Raw genomic sequence first — 17,750 nt, 5'->3', positions numbered from 1 at the left:
TTTGTGCATGATCGCTTCCAAAAATCGATTCCGATTTCGGCTCATGCGCTAACGGCATCGACAAAAGGGCGGCCATTGGCGGCCGCCCTGATCTGAACCGGCTTGGGAGGAGGAAAGCCGATCCGACTACCTAAAATCATGCGCTTCCTAGGTAAACGAGACATTAACGCGAGAGCGGTGCCCGGATTCCCGCTCTCCGCGGCCCGGAAGCCTACCAGCGCGAACCGGCGGTTGCCTTTCCCGACGCCGGCACCCCTGACTCCGGCACCTCTGGCGCCGGCACTTTTGCCGCCGACACCGTCGCCTCGACATGGTCGAGCAGTGCATCGGGCAAGCTGAGGCGGCCGGCGAGCAGATCGAGATAGCCGCGTTCGGCACGTGTATCCGGATCGATGGCGAGGCGCGAGGCGGTGTAGAGCTCGAGCTTCTGCGCGTCGGTTTGGGCGCCGGCGACCAGCGTATCCAGGTCGAGCGGCGTCTCCAGTTCCGACATCAGGAATTTCTCCGCGTCGGAGTCGATGCCCGCGAGGCTGAGCTTGCCTGCGATCTTTTGCCGTTCGTCGTCATCGATATGGCCGTCGGCCTTCGCCGCCGAAATCATAGCGCGCACCAGCGTCAGCGTGAATTCGTCCTCGCCTTGCGGCGCCTGCGAGGGATGGAAGCTGGTGTCGGCGGGCGGCGGCAGCAATTCCGGTTCGCCGGCAACTTGCGTTTCAGCCGGCGCCTTGCCGTTCTTGTAGTTCTGGTAGGCCTTGTAGGCGAGGCCGCCGACCACGGCCAGGCCGCCGAGCTTCACCGCAGTGCCGGTGATCTGACGGCCAGCGCCGGTTCCGAGCAGCACCGCGGCCAGCGCGCCGGCCGCCAGCGGATTGTCCTTGGCCATCTGCACGGCCTGACCCCCTTTGTCGCGGACGGTCGACCCCGTTCCGGGAATTTGCGAGCCGAGCAGATCGTCGAGGAGCTTCTTGGGATCGAACATCAATGCCTCCAGAATTGGCCCGGCCGAACGTGGACGGGCAGGTTTTCGGACGTTGAAGAGGTAGGCCCCGCACATTGACATTACAATGACGGATGAGCGCTTTGCCAATGATGGCGAAAACAAGTGATGTCAGGATCTGCAGTGTCGGCCCGAAAATCGGAATCGATTTTCGGAAAGCACGATGCGTAGATTCGATGCGTAGATTCAAAGTGTTAGAGCGTACTTCGTGCGTCCAAGTGCGTCCAAGCGGACGCACGTCGTTCTGACGTCCGACGTGCGGAGCCCTGCCTTGCGCTTCTGCAAGCTCGACCTGGCGCTGACGCTCGGCGTAGCGCGCGCGATCCTCGTCGGAACGGGCATCGAAGCAATGCGGACATGAGATGCCGGCGGCGTATTTCGGCGATAACAGGTCCTGCCCGATCAGCGGATGCCGGCAGGCGCGGCACAGTTCCGCCTCACCCTCGACCAGCCCGTGCGACACCGAGACGCGCTCGTCGAAGACGAAGCACTCGCCCTGCCACAGGCTCTGTTCGGCGGGCACCTCTTGCAGATATTTCAGGATACCGCCCTTGAGATGGAACACATCCTTGAAGCCGAGCGACTTCACATAGGCCGTTGCCTTCTCGCAGCGTATGCCGCCGGTGCAGAACATGGCCACCTTCCGGCCGACGAGCTCGGCTTGGTGCTGCTCGACCCAGGCCGGGAATTCGCGAAAGCTCGCCGTAGCGGGATCGACCGCGCCCTTGAAGGTGCCGATCGATACCTCGTAGGCATTGCGCGTGTCGATGACGATCGTGTCCGCATCCGAGATCAACGCGTTCCAGTCGGCCGGTGCGACATAGGTGCCGGCGCTTGCCGTCGGATCGATATCCCTAACGCCCATGGTGACGATCTCGCGCTTCAGCCGCACCTTCATGCGGTGGAACGGCATCTGCGTGGCGCTGCTGTACTTGACCTCGAGACCGGCGAGACCTTCGATGGATCCGAGATGATCGATGAGCGCGGCGATGTCAGCTTCGCTGCCGGCGACCGTGCCGTTGATGCCCTCATGCGCCAGAAGCAGCGTGCCCTTGATACCGCGTCCGCAGCAGAAGGCGGCGAGCGGCGCGCGCAATGCCTCGAAGTCGTCGAGACGGGCAAACCTATAGAGCGCGGCAACGCGGAAAGGTTGATTGGGCAGTGTCATCGCCGAAGCCACTAAACGCTCATGAAAGCCGATTCAAGGCTGACGCGTGGAACTGCCTCTTCTTGTTGTCCGGGCTGCCGGAATTGCCGGCAGTGCGTGACATCGCGACACGCTTGGTTTCGTGGACAGAAAAACGGCCTTCTGCTAACCGGTTGAACGGATCAATACCGGAGAGACGACAAATGCCCAGCAAGACCGAAAAGCTTCTGTCGCTCCTCAACGGCCAACCGGTTATCCCGGTGCTGAAGGTCGCCAACGTCGCCGATGCCGTGCCGCTGGCGCGTGCCCTGGCGCGCGGCGGCCTGCCGGCGATCGAGATCACGCTGCGGACAGCTGACGCGCTGGAGGCGATCCGGCTTGTGGCAAGCGAAGTCGAGGACGCCATCGTCGGCGCCGGCACCATTCTGGACGCCCGCCAGTTCGGCGAGGCGGCAGCAGCCGGCTCTAAGTTCATCGTCAGCCCCGGCATCACCTGCGAGCTTCTGGCGGCGGCGAAGGACAGCGACGTTCCCTTGCTGCCCGGCGCCATCACGCCGGGTGAGATCATGGCCGCCCGCGAGGCAGGCTTGCGTTTCCTGAAATTCTTCCCAGCGGAACAGTCGGGCGGCATTGCGTCGCTCAAGGCATTCGCCTCGCCGCTCGCCGATGTGCAATTCTGCCCGACCGGCGGCATCACCGGCAAGAACGCCGCCGACTATCTGAGCTTGCCCAACGTCATCTGCGTCGGCGGCTCCTGGGTGGCGCCGGACGATTTGGTCAAGGCCGGCAGGTGGGACGAAATCGAGGCGTTGGCGCGCGCGGCGAGCAAGCTCGGGCGGTAGAGAAACTCTTATCCCCAAGTGGACTGGCAGCATCGCGGCGTGTTTGTTTGCGAACAGCAAAAAGCCGCGCGGGTTACCCGGCGCGGCTTTGTATTGCTGGTCGATCCGCTACTTGGTCTGGAAGCGGGCGACCGACAGGAACTTGACGGCATTGCCGGTGAACCGGTTGGCTTCGGCCAGTTGATCGTTCGACTGGAAGCCGGCGGTGTAGACCTCGGTCGGCGGCGTGTGCACGATATTGTAGGCATAGCGCGGTGCCGTCGTCGCGCTGGAGACGGTGGCGACATTCTCGTCGCTGTTCAACGCCCAGCGCGCCGCCTGAGGCTCGGCGGCGACGACTACGGACTTGGGACCAGGCTTCAGGTCACGGGCGGTTGCCCTGGCTGCCTTGCGGGTGGTCTTCACACCCGCACCGATCGCTGCGGCCGGATCGGAGCCCGGCGGGCGGGCAAAGACAGCCTCGCGCGGCGATGCAGCGTTGATGTTCGCCGGATCGCTGAGGACCGAACTCGGCTGGGACAGCGAAGCGACCTGGTACTCGTCGGTTGCGCTGACCCGCTCGAGGACGGCCTTGACCGCATCGGGTTGGGCCGCGTCGGACTGGACCTGGTCGGGCTGGACCTGGGCGGGCTGCACCAAGTCGGGCCGAGCCGAGGGCAGCACCGAGAACGCATCGGTAGCGGTCTTGCCGTGGCCGGCCGTATCCGCGAGCGCCAAAAGCACAGCCTTGTCCTGCGGCGCAAGGTCGGCCGCTGCAAGGTCGGCCGGCAGCGAGTGATCGGGACGCCAGGTCGGCAACGGAATGTCGTTGGCTGCAACCTGCGCCGCATCGGCGACAGTGGACGGTTCGGCCATGCCGAAGGGAGCCGGCGCTTGTTCGGTGGTGGCGGTGGCATCCGCCACGCCGAACGGAACGTTTTCGGGCGGCTGAGCGCCGACATCGGTCTTCGGACGCGGGGCGAAATCAGGCAGCGGCACGCTGCGCGCCGGCAGCGCCGCAATGATCGTTTCCGGCGTGTCCTCCTCCGGTTCCGGAGCAGGCGCATCGGGGATTTGCGGAATCTCGGCGCGTTTTGCATCCTCAGGCGACACGATGGCAATGCCCGGAAGCTTGCTGCTCTTGGCGGCCGGCGCCGGCTTCGCGTTCGCCAGCTTCACGTTCGCCGGCTTCACGTTGGTTGACTTCGGCGTTGGCGCGGCTGCGACATCGGCGCTGTCATCCGCCTCGTCCTCACCGCCGCCGAAGAAAGCCGCCAACAGACCGCCAGATCTTTTGGAACCGCCACCTGCGCTGGCCAGTTCGATGGCGGGAGCGCCGGCGCCCTTGCGCGCCTTGTAGGAGGCGAGCGCCTGTGAATAGCCGGGCAGCGGCTTGCCGTCGCTCGGCACATGCAGCGTCTTGCCATTGGGGAACACACGCGCCAGTTCCTGGCGGCTGATGCCCGGCCAGTGGCGCACATTGCCGACATCCATGTGGACAAAGGGCGAGCCGGATCTCGGATAATAACCGACGCCGCCGCCCTGCATCCGCAGACCGATGTCGCGAAGTTTCTTCAGAGGCACGCCGGGAATGTAGAAGTCCATGGCCTTGCCGAGCATATGCTGGCTTTTCTTGGCGACGCCCCTGCTGCGGCTGCGCAGCATCGAGTTGGTGGATGACGAGCGATAACCACACACGACCTGGATATAATCGGTGGCGCCGCTCTGCCGGTAAGCCTCCCAGATCAGGTCCAGCAGGCGCGGATCCATCTTGGTCGGCTCGTTGCGGCGCCAGTCGCGCAGGATGACGTTGATCTTTTTCAGACCCGCCTGGTCGTAGCGGCCGCCGCGCTTGAAGACGATCTCTGCCTTCTCTTTGGTGTGGAGGTTATAGAGTTTCAGCGAACGCGTCTGGGCGCTGGCGCCGGTCGCAGCCGCTGTAAGGAAGCCAAAGGCGAGGATCACCGCTGCCAGCCATCTCGGCCAGACGCTCATGTGATAATGCCGCCCGTTTGTGTGTCGTTCGACTTTGTTCAAATCAAAAGGCCTTGCAGGCTGCCGTTTGTCCCCGGATTTGACCAACGGATGCGGTGGTGTTCGCATCCGAATATCGATCCTAATGGTTAATCATCGCTTATTGAAGCCGAAATGCGGTAACACCGTGGCGATATCCCGTCAAAAATATTGCGCAGGGTTTCTTGGTAAACTGCTGGTTTAGATCATGTTTCGGCCTTTGCCATGAACACGATCTGTTACCGGTCGCCTCAATGCGTGAACACCGCCGCAAGCGCGTCGCCCGACACACGTCACGCCCGATCGATGACTGTCGATTGTCCTGATGCCAGGCTGACAAGCTGGTCCGCACTTGCTTTGTCAGGAAGCAAGCCGGTCGATACGGCCTGTTTCCGGATCGATGCCGTATTCCTTGAGCTTCCTGTAGAGCGTAGAGCGGCCGATGCCGAGGCGGCGGGCAACTTCGCTCATCTGGCCGTTGTAATGGTCGATGGCGAGCTTGATCATTTCGAGTTCGACATCGGCCAGCGCCCGCACATTGCCGCGTTCGTCGAGTGCCCGCAGCGTGCCGAAGCGGGGCTGCGGCCAGGCCGGCGGATCGCGCTCGGTCGCAGCGATGCCGTTATTGGCCGGGGCGTCCTCGCCAGGCGGCTCGATGACCAAAGGCGAGGCGGGCAACGCGCCATCCGCATCGAGGTTGACGGTGCCCTCGACCTGCGCCCGGATCTGCGGAAACTCCTCTTCGGTCAGCACATCGCCTTCACAAAGCACTGAGGCCCGGAAGACGGCGTTTTCCAGCTGCCGGATGTTTCCCGGCCAGTCGTAGGCCTGCAGCATGGCGAGCGCCGCAGCCGAAATGCCGTGCAGGCGGTGACGTGGATCGGTGGGCGCAACCTTCTCCAGGAAGTGCTCGACCAAATACGGGATGTCGTCGCGACGATCGCGCAGCGGCGGCACGAAGATAGGATAGACATTCAGGCGATAGAACAGATCCTCGCGGAACTTGCCGTCCTTGACCTGCTGCAGAAGATTGCGGTGTGTCGCCGAGATCAGCCTGATGTCGACCCTGACGGTCGAACGCCCGCCGACCGGGTCGACCTCACCGTCCTGAACGGCGCGCAGCAGCTTGACCTGCACGTCGAGCGGCAGGTCGCCGATCTCGTCGAGGAAGAGCGTGCCCGAATGCGCCTCGACGAACTTGCCGGTGTGTTTTTCAGTGGCGCCGGTGAACGAGCCCTTCTCGTGGCCAAACAGGATCGATTCGACCAGATTGTCGGGGATGGCGCCGCAATTGACGGTAACGAAGGGTTTTGAGCGGCGATCGCCGCTGCCCTGGATGGCGCGCGCCACCAACTCCTTGCCGACACCGGATTCGCCCTCGATAAGGATCGGGATGTTGGACGCGGCCGCCTTCTGGCCGAGACGGATCACCCGGTCCATCGCCGGGCTGTGGGTGACCATGTCCTTGAAGGTCAGATGGCCGCCGCGCCGCCGCGACGTGCGTTTCACTTCGCCCTCGACCGCTTCGACCTTGAGCGCATTGCCGATCGATGCCTGCAGCCTGTCGGGAGAGGCCGGCTTGACGACGAAATCGAAAGCACCGTGACGCATGGCCGAAACGACGGTCTCGATGCCGCCCTGGGCGGTTTGTACGATGACCGGAACTTGGATGCCGCGCTCACGCATCGCCTTCAGCACGCCGATGCCGTCGAGGCCCGGCATGACGAGGTCGAGGATGACCACCGACACGTCGCGCGCATTGGGCCCGTCGAGGGCGTCGAGACCGGCCTCGCCGCCATCCGTGATGATCGCGCTGTGGCCGAATTTCGTCACGGCCGCCTCGAGCAGCCTGCGCTGCACGGGATCGTCATCGACTATGAGTATGGAACCTGTCATGACTGGTTCAACGATGCTCGCCCAATATGCCCACCCAAGGGCAATCCACCCTATGGATCATCCTGGCACAGGGTTCTAAATAAGGTTTCAAAAAACCCGGTGAACGAATTCCTTAGGATTTGAGCGGCTTTCTCATCCCCCTCTTGAATCTTTGAGTCTGGCCGTTTGGGTCCCGCAATCTGGAAAGTATCGGCAATGCGCATGGTTTTTGGTCGGCAGCTTGCGGCGGCGGCGTCCGGTCAGGGCGCGGCGGAGCTTGGCAATCTGCCGGAATGGGATCTCGCCGATCTCTATTCTGGCATGGACGCCCCCGAGCTGAAGCGCGACATCGCCAGGGCGGCGGCCGATGCCATCAGCTTCGAGAGCCGCTGGAAAGGCACGCTCGCCGCCGAGGCGGAGCGTGCCGACAGCGGCAGGCTGGGCGAGGCGCTTGCCGCCTATGAGGCGCTGGAGGAACTGATCGGCCGGATCGTCTCCTATGCCGGACTGATCTATGCCGGCAACACCGCGGATCCGCAGCGCGCCAAGCTCTATGGTGACATTCAGGAGAAGATGACTGACGCCAGCGCGCATCTTCTGTTTTTCGCGCTCGAACTGAATCTCATCGATGATGCCGCGATCGAAACCGCGCTCGCTGCCGATCCCGCCTTCGCTCACTACCGGCCGTGGGTGCTCGATCTGCGCATGGACAAGCCCTATCAGCTCGAGGATCGGGTCGAGCAGCTTTTCCACGAGAAGTCGATTACCGGACGCGGCGCCTGGAACCGCCTGTTCGACGAGACGATGACCGATCTGCGCTTCGACATCGATGGCGAGGAGCTTACCCTGGAGCCGGCGCTGAACCGCCTCCAGCACGCCGACGGCGAGGTGCGCCGCCGGGCCTCTGAAGCGCTGGCCGCAACCTTCCGCAAGAATCTGCGCACGTTCACGCTGGTCACCAACACACTGGCCAAGGACAAGGAGATTTCCGACCGCTGGCGCGGCTTCGAGGACATCGCCGATTCGCGCCATCTCGCCAACCGCGTCGAGCGCAGCGTGGTGGATGCGTTGGCCTCAGCCGTTCGCGACGCCTATCCGCGCCTGTCGCACCGCTACTATGCGATGAAGGCGCGCTGGCTCGGCGTGGAGGTGATGAACCACTGGGACCGCAACGCGCCGTTGCCAGAAACCCCGCAAGCGATCATCGGCTGGGACGAGGCCAAGAACACGGTGCTTTCCGCCTATCAGCGCTTTTCACCTGACATGGCGGAGATCGCCCGGGTTTTCTTCGACCGCAACTGGATCGACGCGCCGGTCAGGCCGGGCAAGTCGCCGGGCGCCTTCGCGCATCCGACTGTGCCGTCGGCGCATCCCTATGTTCTGCTCAACTACATGGGCAAGCCGCGCGACGTGATGACGCTGGCGCATGAGCTTGGCCACGGCGTGCATCAGGTTCTGGCCGCAGGCCAGGGCGCGCTGATGGCTTCGACGCCGCTGACGCTGGCCGAGACGGCATCCGTCTTCGGCGAGATGCTGACCTTCCGCTCGCTGCTGGACCAGACCACGGACAAGCGCGAGCGCAAGGCCATGCTCGCCCAGAAGGTCGAGGACATGATCAACACGGTTGTGCGCCAGATCGCTTTCTACGAGTTCGAGCGCAAGGTGCATGCCGAGCGCAAGAACGGCGAACTGACATCCGACAGGCTCGGCCAGTTCTGGCTGGAAGTGCAGGCGGAAAGCCTCGGGCCGGCGATCAAGCTGCGCGAAGGTTACGAGGTCTTCTGGACCTATATTCCACACTTCATCCATTCGCCCTTCTACGTCTACGCCTATGCTTTCGGCGACTGCCTGGTGAATTCGCTCTATGCGGTCTATCAAAATGCGGAGCGTGGCTTTCAGGAGAAATATTTTGCCATGCTGCGCGCCGGCGGCACCAAGCATCATTCCGAGCTCCTGGCACCCTTCGGTCTTGACGCCACCGATCCTGCCTTCTGGCAGATCGGACTTGGCGTGATCGGCGGGCTGATCGACGAGCTCGAAGCTTTGGACAATTGACGCACAGCGCTGAACATCCGGGGCTGACAGAACAGTTTAGCCGCTATGCATATTGAGGCCGTTCTATTCTTGCCCTAAATATCTGTTCTTAAATAACTCTCCGTGGAATTTTTCCGTTAGCTTTCCGGAAGCTGTATGATAGCGTCCCGCCTCAAGCTCAGTCTGGCGCGGGGCTCAGGCCAGGAAAAAATCTTCGGCCGGTCACGGCGCTTCGGCGAGTGCGACAGCGGCCGTTGGCCATGGCAGGAAAAGCCGGTCGCCGACAGCTCGATCTAAGCCGGCTGTTCCGCGAACAGCGGAGCCACCATTGAATGGTCCTTGTGCCAAGGTCACCACTCCAGGCCGTGGCAGATGGATCGGACTGGAGAGAGAGACAATGGGCACTTTTTTCTACATGCTCCTGGCGTTCCTGGTAGGTGTGTTGGTTGGCTGGTTCATCTGGGGACGCCTGCGTGGCGAGCTCGACAGCCTGCGCGGTGACATGGACCGCACGCGCAGCGAGCGCGACAGGCTGCGCGCCGACGCCGACCGCCTGACCGGCGAGCTGGAAGTATGCCGCGGCGCCCGCGCCGACCTGGAGCGCCAGTTGACCGAGGCACAAGGCGCCAAGACCGGCGCGACAAAGGCAGCAATCCCGGCACCGTCGGCATTGATGTCGACATCCGCGCCGGCCAAGCCCACGCCGGCCAAGCCCACGCCGGCCAAGTCCGCGCCAGCAAAGACTGCGCCGGCCAAGTCGACACCGGCCAAGACCGCGTCCAAGAAACCGGCGGCCGCCAAGGCGGCAGCCGGGCCAAAAGCCAGTGCGTCGAAAGCGGCCGCGTCGGAAACGAGCGCCACAGCCAGGAAGGCTGCGCCGGCGGCAAAGAAGGCCACCGCCGGCACGGCAACAGCGGCGGCAGCAGCTGATAAGACCGACAGTCTGCGTCGCTTGATCGGCATCGGCCCGGTCAACGAGCGGAAGCTGCACGGCCTGGGGGTTAGAACCTACGCTCAGATCGCCGCCTGGACGGCGGCGGATATCAAGCGGATCGAAGACGTTCTCCAGTTCGACGGCCGCATCGAGCGTGAGCGCTGGATCGAGCAGGCGAAACTGCTTGCCGCCGGCGACGAGAAGGAATTCGCGCGCCGCTTCCCGACCGCGGGGACCGCGAGCAACACCTGAATTGCCTGCCAGCATCGAGCACTAGCGGCGCCTTGAGGTGCCGCCAGTTTGCTTTTGCACCAAGCCTGCCTTTGCGTCCTGAGACGCCGCGCTCTCGATTGCGCCCGATCGAGCCCCCATATAGAGCGATAGCTGGCGTCATCGACCGCAGCATCCGAGTCCCATGTCCCTGCCCTCTGCAATTTTCCGGAATGACGAGCGCGCCCATCAGCTCGTTTTCGACCGCCCGGCCGGCATCATCGTGGCGCACGAGGCAGAGGATTTCCTGCCGGCGCTGGAAATTGCGCAGGCCGCGCATGACGCCGGCAAATGGCTGGCCGGCTATTTCTCCTACGAGGCCGGCTACCTGCTCGAACCGAAGCTCGTTCCGCTGCTGCCGGGCGGACGCCGCGCCCCGCTCGTCTGCCTGGGGATCTTCGACGCGCCTGTCGAACAGGCGGTCGTGCCCAGCAACGCGGCGGCGACCAACGGTCCGATCTTCGATGCAAGGGCTTCCTGGTCTTCAGAAGACTACGCAAAACGCTTTGCGCGGCTCCACAATCACATTCGCAAGGGCGATTGCTATCAGGGCAATCTGACCTTTCCGGTTCATGCGCAGTGGTCGGGCGATCCGCTGGCCGCCTTCGACGCGCTGACCGAGCGCCAGCCTGTGAAATACGGCGCGCTGATCGCGCTCGGCGATCCGGTCGTTTTGTCGCGTTCGCCGGAACTGTTCTTCGAGGTCGACGCCGAAGGCATGATCGAGACCCATCCGATGAAGGGCACCGCCCCGCGCGGCGCGACCAAGGCGGAGGACAAGCGGCTGAAGGCGTTCTTGCTAAATGATGAGAAGAACCAGGCTGAGAACCGGATGATCGTCGATCTGCTGCGCAACGACATCTCGCTGATCAGCGAGGTCGGCACGCTGGAGGTGCCGGAGCTTTTCCGCATCGAGAGCTACCCGACCGTCCACCAGATGGTGAGCCGTGTGCGGGCCAAGCTCTTGCCCGACCTCACCATCCGCCAGATCTTCGCTGCGCTGTTTCCATGCGGATCGATCACCGGCGCCCCAAAAATCCGCGCTATGGAAATCCTGCACGATCTGGAAGCCACACCACGCGACGTCTATTGCGGCGCCATCGGCTGGATCGCGCCCGGCGGCACGATGCGCTTTTCGGTTGCGATCCGCACCATATCGCTCTTTTCCAGTGGCGAAGCCGTCTACAATATCGGTGGTGGCGTCGTCTTCGATTCGACGGCCGAGGAGGAGTATCAAGAGTGCCTGCTGAAAGCGCGCTACGCGACGGGAACACCGCCGATTTCGAGTTGATCGAAACCATGCGTTGGCAGCCGGGCCAGGGCTTCCTCCGTTTCGACCGCCATTTGGCTCGCCTTTATGGCTCGGCAGCCGAACTGGGTTTTGCCTGCGATCCACAAAAGGTCGGCGAGATGCTCAGGAACGCCGTCGACCGGCCGGACATAGCCTTGCGCACACGCCTCGTCCTGTCGCGCAGCGGCAAGGTGACGGTCTCGGCGCTGCCTTATGAGCCGCATGCAGCCGACAAGGTGTGGAGGCTGCAACTGGCGCGGGTGCGGCTCGATTCAAGCGACACGCTGCTGCGCCACAAGACGAGCCGCCGGGACACCTATCAGCGGGCGCGAGCCGAATATCTGATCAGCCGGGCCGACGAGGTGCTGCTGGCCAACGAGCGTGGCGAAATCTGTGAGGGCACGATCACCAATCTCTTTGCCGATTTCGGCGACGGCGCGCTGGCGACGCCGCGGCTCGATTGCGGCCTGCTGCCGGGCGTATTGCGTGGCGAATTGCTGGACGAAGGCCGCGCCCACGAGGCAATCTACAGCTTGGATGATCTGAAGTCGGCCAAAGCGCTGTTCGTCGGCAATTCCCTGCGCGGATTGATCCCGGCGCGGCTGGGCTGAAATGCAACCGAAAAGATATCGACGACACGCCCTTGGCTGTGTCTCAAGCATGGTTTTCCCCTTGCGAGCTGGAGAAGATGCGTCCGGCCCGAGAAAGAATGGGCCGGACGCGCGGCAGCCGCTTGGGAGGAGCGACTATTCGCCTTCGTGGGTCTGACCGGAGCCGCCGACGGAAACGATGTTGAAGGGTTTGCCTTCGACGGCAACGTCGCCGGTTTTCTCGAACGACGTCACGTCAACGAGATGCAGCACACCTTGCAGAGGATCCGTAACCACGATCCTGTCGCCGGCGACCGCAACACGCGGCCTCGGCTCGCTCCAGTGACCATCCATCGAATAGGGGTCGGTCAGCTTGAGCGAGTTTGCGATCTCCCCCTTGACCACGTCGAGCTGGTGAAGCTGGCCGTCCTCAGTGAAGACGTAGGCGAACTTCGGACGAACCGGATCGATCGCGAAATGCACGCGGCGCGTCGGAAGGCTGATCAGCCGGAATGCGTCGCTTTCGACCGTCGGATCGATCAGCACCACCTTGTCGGCGCCGTAGTTGCCGAGGAAATATTGCAGGCCCTGCCGCCGATCAGCGTCGTCGTTTTGCCATCCGGCAGGCTGTCGGCATAGGGCAGATGACGGATCGCCGGGGTGCCGTCGCCATGGCTGACGACAAGCAGGCCGGTCGCGCAGGCGAAAGCCAGGATATTGGCGGAAGACGCCTCGCCGTGGAGGTCGGGGCAGGCGTGGATGCCGCCGATCGGCGCGCCGGCTTCGTCAGCGACCCTGATGCCGACCGGGAGTTCGTCCGGCTTTTCCCTGTTCGGCTCCGAGAGGAGGACATGGGAGCCATAGGCAACTGCGACGCCGTGCTGCGGCGCGTCCGTCTTCACTTCCCTGAAGTCCGATTTGCCTTCCAGGACGACCTTCTCAGAGATGATACGCGCGACACCTTCGCCGTCGAAAAAAGCGGCGAAGTCTCCGTCATGCTCGACGAAATGCGACGGCTTCTTGCCTGTAATCTCGACGCCGGCAAGCTTCGGCGCTTCGACGTCGATGTCGCCGTGTTCGCCGTGGTCCTCGAAGGAAATGCCGCTCGCGATCCCGGTAACGACGCCGGCCGAGCCCTGCACGGCGAACACGGTCCGGCCGCTTTCGCTGCGATGGAGCGACGTCGGCCCTTTGATCTTAAACGTGTCGAGCTTTCCGCCATCGACCGCATCGATTACGATCACCTTCGGATCCGCGTGATCCGAGATGAAGAGGCGCCAGGCGGTCACCTCCTCGGCAAGGGCCGCACTTGTTGATAGAGACAGATGCAGCGCGATGGCCGTGGCTGACGCCAAATTTGTCTTCACGGTATTCTCCCTTGGATGTTATTACATAACTGATTGCGGTCGACGAAAGGCGGATTGCTCCGCCTTTCCGTCGTGGCGCGGCGATCAGCTTCCGAGGATCGCGCCTTTGATCGCCGTGATGTTGTGCCGCATCATCTCAAGATAGGTCGCCGCCGGGCCGTTCTCGTCCGACAGGGCGTCGGAGTAGAGTTCACCGCCGATTTTCAGACTCGTCTCGCTGGCGATCTGCTCGATCAGGCGGGGGTTGGTGACGTTTTCAACGAAGATTGCCGAAGCCTTGTCTTGCCTGATCTGTTTGATGAGGGCCGCGACGTCCGCGGCTGAGGCCTCAGATTCGGTGGAGACGCCCTCCGGTGCGAGGAATTTTATGCCGTATTCGTGCTCGAAATACCCATAGGCGTCGTGGGAAGTGATGATCGTGCGCTTGTCCTCGGGGATCTCAGCTACAGCAGCCTTGATCTCCTCTTCCAGTGCCTCGAGCTGCTGGCCGTATGATTCGGCATTGGCCCGATAAGTGTCACAGCCGGCCGCATCGGCGGCACAGAAGGCATCGGCGATGTTCTTCACATAGAGTTCGGCATTGTGCACTGACTGCCATGCATGGGGATCGGACTCGCCGTGATGATGGTGCCCTTCCTCATGGCCCTCTTTCGCCTCCGCGGCGTGCCCTGCCTCGCCCTTGGCGGCTTTATCCTGATCGTGGTGACCTTCTTCCTCGGTGTTGCGCAACACCTCGCCGCCTTTGGTCAATTCCACGACCGGCGCTTTCGTCGCGCTCGCTTCGACGAGACGCTGGAGGAAGCCCTCGAACTGGAGGCCGTTGACCAGCACCACGTCGGCAGAACCGACAGTGGCCGCGTCGGCCGGCTTCGGTTCGTAGACATGGGCGTCACCATTCGGGCCGACCAGCGTGATGATGTCGACACGGTCACCGCCGACATTCTTGGCGAAATCGGCAATGATCGAGAAACTGGCGACAACCTTGAGGTTCTCGGCCGCGGCCACCGACGGGATGATTGGCAACGATGTTATGACGCCCATCACGGCGGCGAGCTTCAGCGTCCTGGACATTCGATCAACTCCTTTGTTCAAGCGGTTCTGTGGGAGATGTGCCGGACTCGTGGCGAGCAGCCGCGCATCCCGGCAGAGATGGAAGAAAACGTAGATCGCGCCCGCCGACAGATGATCGTCGGGCCGGCCGATCCCATCGAGGTGATGCACGGCGGGATGGCTGTTGTGGCCCAGCGTCAGGTCTTGAAAGATCACACAGGCAGCCATTCGATCCATCTCCGCGGGAGCCATCAAAGTCAGCCCAGCTCTTGACGATCCGTTATGTTATGTTATCACGTTCGTCAATCGAAAACGTTATATTATAACTAACGGTCACCGTTGTTGGAACACGAGGGAACAGTGGATGCCTGGACGCAACCAGCAGTTGGTGCTCGACGCGTTGACGCGCTCCGAGAGGCCGATGGGGCCTACGAACTGCTTGAACTTCTTCGCCAGGAAGGGCTCCGCTCACCGCTACAGATCTATCGCGCTCTGGATCGGCTCATCGAGGAGGGCCTGGTTCACAGGATCGAGAGCCTGAGCGCGTTTGCGCTCTGCCTCCCCAGCGAATGCGGCACCCACGGGCGCGCCGCTTTTGCAATCTGCGCGAATTGCGGGCGGGCAAGTGAAGTTCATGACCCGGCATTGGAGCGGGTGCTGCGCCGGATTGCCCGACGGCAGGGCTTCAGAACCAAGTCGGCCACGGTGGAGCTTTCGGGTCTCTGCGAGGCTTGCGCGCATGCATAGCGCAAAGCGAGAGGGTCCGCTTCGACGGATGGTCGATAAAAAGGCCCAAGTTCCATCCGCCAGCTTCCGGTGCATCTCCCGGTGATGCACTTCAATCGGCTCGCCATTTTGATCCACTCCCTTTGATTTGGCATTGCGATCACGTCATCGCGAGTCGCCGGCAATCTTTGAGGAGAGCCTTGCTTGAGCTTCGCCATCCACGATTTTGGCCTTAACCACGTAGCCAACTGAGCGTAGCCGAGGTTGGCGCTTTTCGCTGGTTTATGACAATGATCTGTGGTTGTAGCGCGTGGCGGTCGGGCAAAAAAATGCTCCGCTTTGCGTCTGTTTGCCCGGCTTTTCAGCCTATCTGAGGGAGTAATCGATAAAATGGCGAATGAAAACTGGCCCGTTTACGGTGAGATCACCGGCCCTGTCGTGATGATCGGCTTCGGCTCGATCGGACGGGGAACGCTGCCGCTGATCGAGCGCCATTTCAACTTCGACAAGTCGCGCATGACGGTCATCGACCCACGCGATACCGACCGCAAGCTGCTCGACGAGCGCGACATCACCTTCATGCAGGATGCGGTGACCAAGCAGAACTACAAGAAGCTGCTGACGCCGCTGCTGACCAAAGGTGGCGGCCAGGGCTTTTGCGTCAACCTGTCGGTCGACACCGGCTCAGTGGATTTGATGCGGCTCTGTCGCAAGCTTGGTGTGCTCTACATCGACACCGTCGTCGAGCCATGGCTCGGCTTCTATTTCGACCCCAAGGCCGACAATGCCAGCCGCAGCAACTACGCGCTGCGTGAATCCATGATCGAAGAAAAGCAGGCGCATCCCGGCGGGGCGACCGCAATCTCCACCTGCGGCGCCAATCCAGGCATGGTCTCGTGGTTCGTCAAGCAGGCGCTGGTCAACCTCGCCACCGATCTTGGCCTCGAGTTCTCAGAGCCCGCGCAGCACGATCGCGAAGGCTGGGCCAGGCTGATGAAAAAGGCCGGCGTCAAGGGCATTCACATCGCCGAGCGCGACACACAGCGCACCAAGAAGCCGAAGCCGATGGATGTGTTCTGGAACACCTGGTCGGTCGAAGGCTTCATCTCGGAAGGCCTGCAACCGGCAGAGCTCGGCTGGGGCACGCATGAAACGTGGATGCCGAAGAACGCCAAGGAGCACAAGCATGGCTCGAAGGCCGCGATCTACCTGGAGCAGCCGGGCGCCAACACGCGTGTGCGCAGCTGGTGCCCGACGCCCGGACCGCAATACGGATTCCTGGTGACGCACAACGAGTCGATTTCGATCGCCGACTTCTTCACCCTGCGCGGCAAGAAGGGCAAGGTTCAATATCGCCCGACCTGTCACTACGCCTACCATCCCTGCAATGACGCCGTGCTGTCGCTGCACGAGATGTTCGGCGCCGCCGGCAAGGCACAAGCCGTACATCACGTGCTCGATGAGAACGAACTGGTCGACGGTGTCGACGAGCTCGGCGTGCTGCTCTACGGCCACGACAAGAACGCCTATTGGTACGGCTCGCAACTGTCGCTGGCGGAAGCGCGCAAGCTGGCGCCTTATCAGAACGCCACGGGCATGCAGGTCACGTCGGCAGTGCTGGCGGGCATGGTCTGGGCGCTGGAAAATCCCGAGGCCGGCATCGTCGAGGCCGACGAGATGGACTACAGGCGCTGCCTGGAAGTGCAGTCCCACTATCTCGGGCCGATCAGGGGCTACTACACCGATTGGACGCCGCTCGATAACCGCCCTGGTCTTTTCCCGGAAGACCTCGACAAGAACGACCCATGGCAATTCCGCAACATCCTCGTTCGATAGTGCAATATCCTCGTTCGATAGCAATGTCTCACTGCCTTGCAATCGCCTGGAAATCGGGCGATTGAAGGAAGGTGGGCCAGAGCGACGTGCGTCCATTTGGACGCACAAAGCGCGCTCCAGCGCTTGAAATGTACGCATCGTGCTTTCCGAAAAATCGGATCGATTTTCGGGCCGATGCGAGAGGAGAGGATTTTGATGATGACGATTGCGCGTAAATTGCTTTCGGCCGGCATTGTCGCGGCATCTGCTGCCTCGGCGGCGTGCACCACCGCCGGCCCGGGCGGGCCGCCCTTGGCCACGCGGAGCCCGGTCGAAGGCTCATGGATCGACGCGCAAGGCACGGGCCTGTCGACCTTCGCCGGCGGCAGCTTCAACACCGTCGCGACCGACACCGGCCAGAAACTTGCCGACGGCAGCTACACCATGACCGGCGGTACCTCGGTCGAGATCCAGGGCACTTCGCTGATCCGCCAGACGCCGATCAGCTTCAACTGCTTGTTGATCTCCACCTCCCAGCTTAATTGCACCAGCGCGAGCGGGCAGAACTTCGTGCTGACGCGACGCACCTGAGCCCATACTGATTGCTTTTGCAAAGGACGGCGGCTTGAGGCCGCCGTCCTTTTTGCGCCGGCAAAGCTGTCCCCGATTCCGCTTGCTGAAACGCGATGTGTATATGGGCAAAAGCTGGCTGTTATGCTCCAGTCAAGCAAAGGCGTTAAACACCAGGGCAACGAGTTCAGGTTAACGACGGCGTGTAATTTGTGGCCCGCCGCAGGTTAGCGTGATTCAAAGAGGCTTC

13 protein-coding genes and 2 pseudogenes are annotated in these 17,750 nt (G+C 62.5%); 9 read left to right on the top strand and 6 right to left on the bottom strand.

Features of this window, described 5'->3' with window-relative positions:
* Nucleotides 1-211: 211 nt before the first annotated feature.
* Both AC0L3I_RS13075 and trhO read right to left on the bottom strand, forming a co-directional pair.
* A complete protein-coding gene (locus AC0L3I_RS13075) occupies nt 212-979 on the bottom strand; it encodes a tellurite resistance TerB family protein (RefSeq protein WP_473527148.1) in 768 nt (255 codons plus the stop codon).
* 268 nt (nt 980-1,247) lie between these two features.
* Nucleotides 1,248-2,165 (bottom strand): annotated as a pseudogene (gene trhO, locus AC0L3I_RS13070) (oxygen-dependent tRNA uridine(34) hydroxylase TrhO); the annotation flags it as partial.
* A 182-nt stretch (nt 2,166-2,347) separates the two neighbouring features.
* On the opposite strand from trhO, the gene AC0L3I_RS13065 reads away from it, so the two are divergent.
* Entirely contained in the window at nt 2,348-2,986 is a 639-nt protein-coding gene (locus AC0L3I_RS13065) for a 2-dehydro-3-deoxy-phosphogluconate aldolase (RefSeq protein ID WP_473486435.1), read from the top strand.
* A gap of 108 nt (nt 2,987-3,094) precedes the next feature.
* Here the strand turns inward: AC0L3I_RS13065 and mepK are convergent, their stop codons facing one another.
* Nucleotides 3,095-4,960, bottom strand: a complete 1,866-nt coding sequence (gene mepK / locus AC0L3I_RS13060) for a peptidoglycan L,D-endopeptidase MepK (protein ID WP_473527147.1) — start codon at nt 4,958-4,960, stop codon at nt 3,095-3,097.
* A 378-nt stretch (nt 4,961-5,338) separates the two neighbouring features.
* Nucleotides 5,339-6,874, bottom strand: coding sequence for a sigma-54-dependent transcriptional regulator (locus AC0L3I_RS13055; RefSeq protein ID WP_473527146.1), 1,536 nt, complete (start codon nt 6,872-6,874; stop codon nt 5,339-5,341).
* Nucleotides 6,875-7,069: 195 nt separating this feature from the next.
* Between AC0L3I_RS13055 and AC0L3I_RS13050 the strand changes: the two genes are divergently transcribed.
* The 5 genes from AC0L3I_RS13050 (at nt 7,070) to AC0L3I_RS13030 (ending at nt 11,993) form a co-directional block, all read left to right on the top strand.
* Entirely contained in the window at nt 7,070-8,908 is a 1,839-nt protein-coding gene (locus AC0L3I_RS13050) for a M3 family oligoendopeptidase (RefSeq protein WP_473527145.1), read from the top strand.
* A gap of 135 nt (nt 8,909-9,043) precedes the next feature.
* Nucleotides 9,044-9,184 carry a hypothetical protein gene (locus AC0L3I_RS13045; protein ID WP_473527144.1) on the top strand — a complete coding sequence of 47 codons (141 nt, stop codon included), beginning with the start codon at nt 9,044-9,046 and terminating at the stop codon, nt 9,182-9,184.
* 100 nt (nt 9,185-9,284) lie between these two features.
* Nucleotides 9,285-10,073, top strand: coding sequence for a proton-conducting membrane transporter (locus AC0L3I_RS13040; RefSeq protein ID WP_473527143.1), 789 nt, complete (start codon nt 9,285-9,287; stop codon nt 10,071-10,073).
* 163 nt (nt 10,074-10,236) lie between these two features.
* Entirely contained in the window at nt 10,237-11,382 is a 1,146-nt protein-coding gene (locus tag AC0L3I_RS13035; RefSeq protein ID WP_473527142.1) for an aminodeoxychorismate synthase component I, read from the top strand.
* Nucleotides 11,331-11,993, top strand: coding sequence for an aminotransferase class IV family protein (locus tag AC0L3I_RS13030; RefSeq protein WP_473486429.1), 663 nt, complete (start codon nt 11,331-11,333; stop codon nt 11,991-11,993). The genes AC0L3I_RS13035 and AC0L3I_RS13030 overlap by 52 nt, the downstream gene beginning before the upstream one ends.
* Nucleotides 11,994-12,128: 135 nt before the next feature.
* Here AC0L3I_RS13030 and aztD read toward each other — a convergent pair.
* Nucleotides 12,129-13,339 (bottom strand): annotated as a pseudogene (gene aztD, locus AC0L3I_RS13025) (zinc metallochaperone AztD).
* 84 nt (nt 13,340-13,423) lie between these two features.
* Nucleotides 13,424-14,410 (bottom strand): zinc ABC transporter substrate-binding protein AztC, encoded by a 987-nt coding sequence (gene aztC, locus AC0L3I_RS13020; protein WP_473527268.1) that lies wholly within the window; start codon nt 14,408-14,410, stop codon nt 13,424-13,426.
* 339 nt (nt 14,411-14,749) lie between these two features.
* Between aztC and AC0L3I_RS13015 the strand changes: the two genes are divergently transcribed.
* The 3 genes from AC0L3I_RS13015 (at nt 14,750) to omp10 (ending at nt 17,521) form a co-directional block, all read left to right on the top strand.
* The gene (locus tag AC0L3I_RS13015; protein WP_473527141.1) at nt 14,750-15,136 is read left to right on the top strand and encodes a Fur family transcriptional regulator; all 387 of its coding nucleotides are present in this window, start codon (nt 14,750-14,752) and stop codon (nt 15,134-15,136) included.
* A 369-nt stretch (nt 15,137-15,505) separates the two neighbouring features.
* Entirely contained in the window at nt 15,506-16,951 is a 1,446-nt protein-coding gene (locus AC0L3I_RS13010; protein ID WP_473527140.1) for a homospermidine synthase, read from the top strand.
* A 198-nt stretch (nt 16,952-17,149) separates the two neighbouring features.
* A complete protein-coding gene (omp10, locus tag AC0L3I_RS13005) occupies nt 17,150-17,521 on the top strand; it encodes an outer membrane lipoprotein Omp10 (RefSeq protein ID WP_473527267.1) in 372 nt (123 codons plus the stop codon).
* Nucleotides 17,522-17,750 lie beyond the last annotated feature (229 nt).

The organism is Mesorhizobium sp. WSM4840 (genome assembly GCF_055811755.1).
This window is presented reverse-complemented; position numbering and strand designations above follow the sequence as displayed.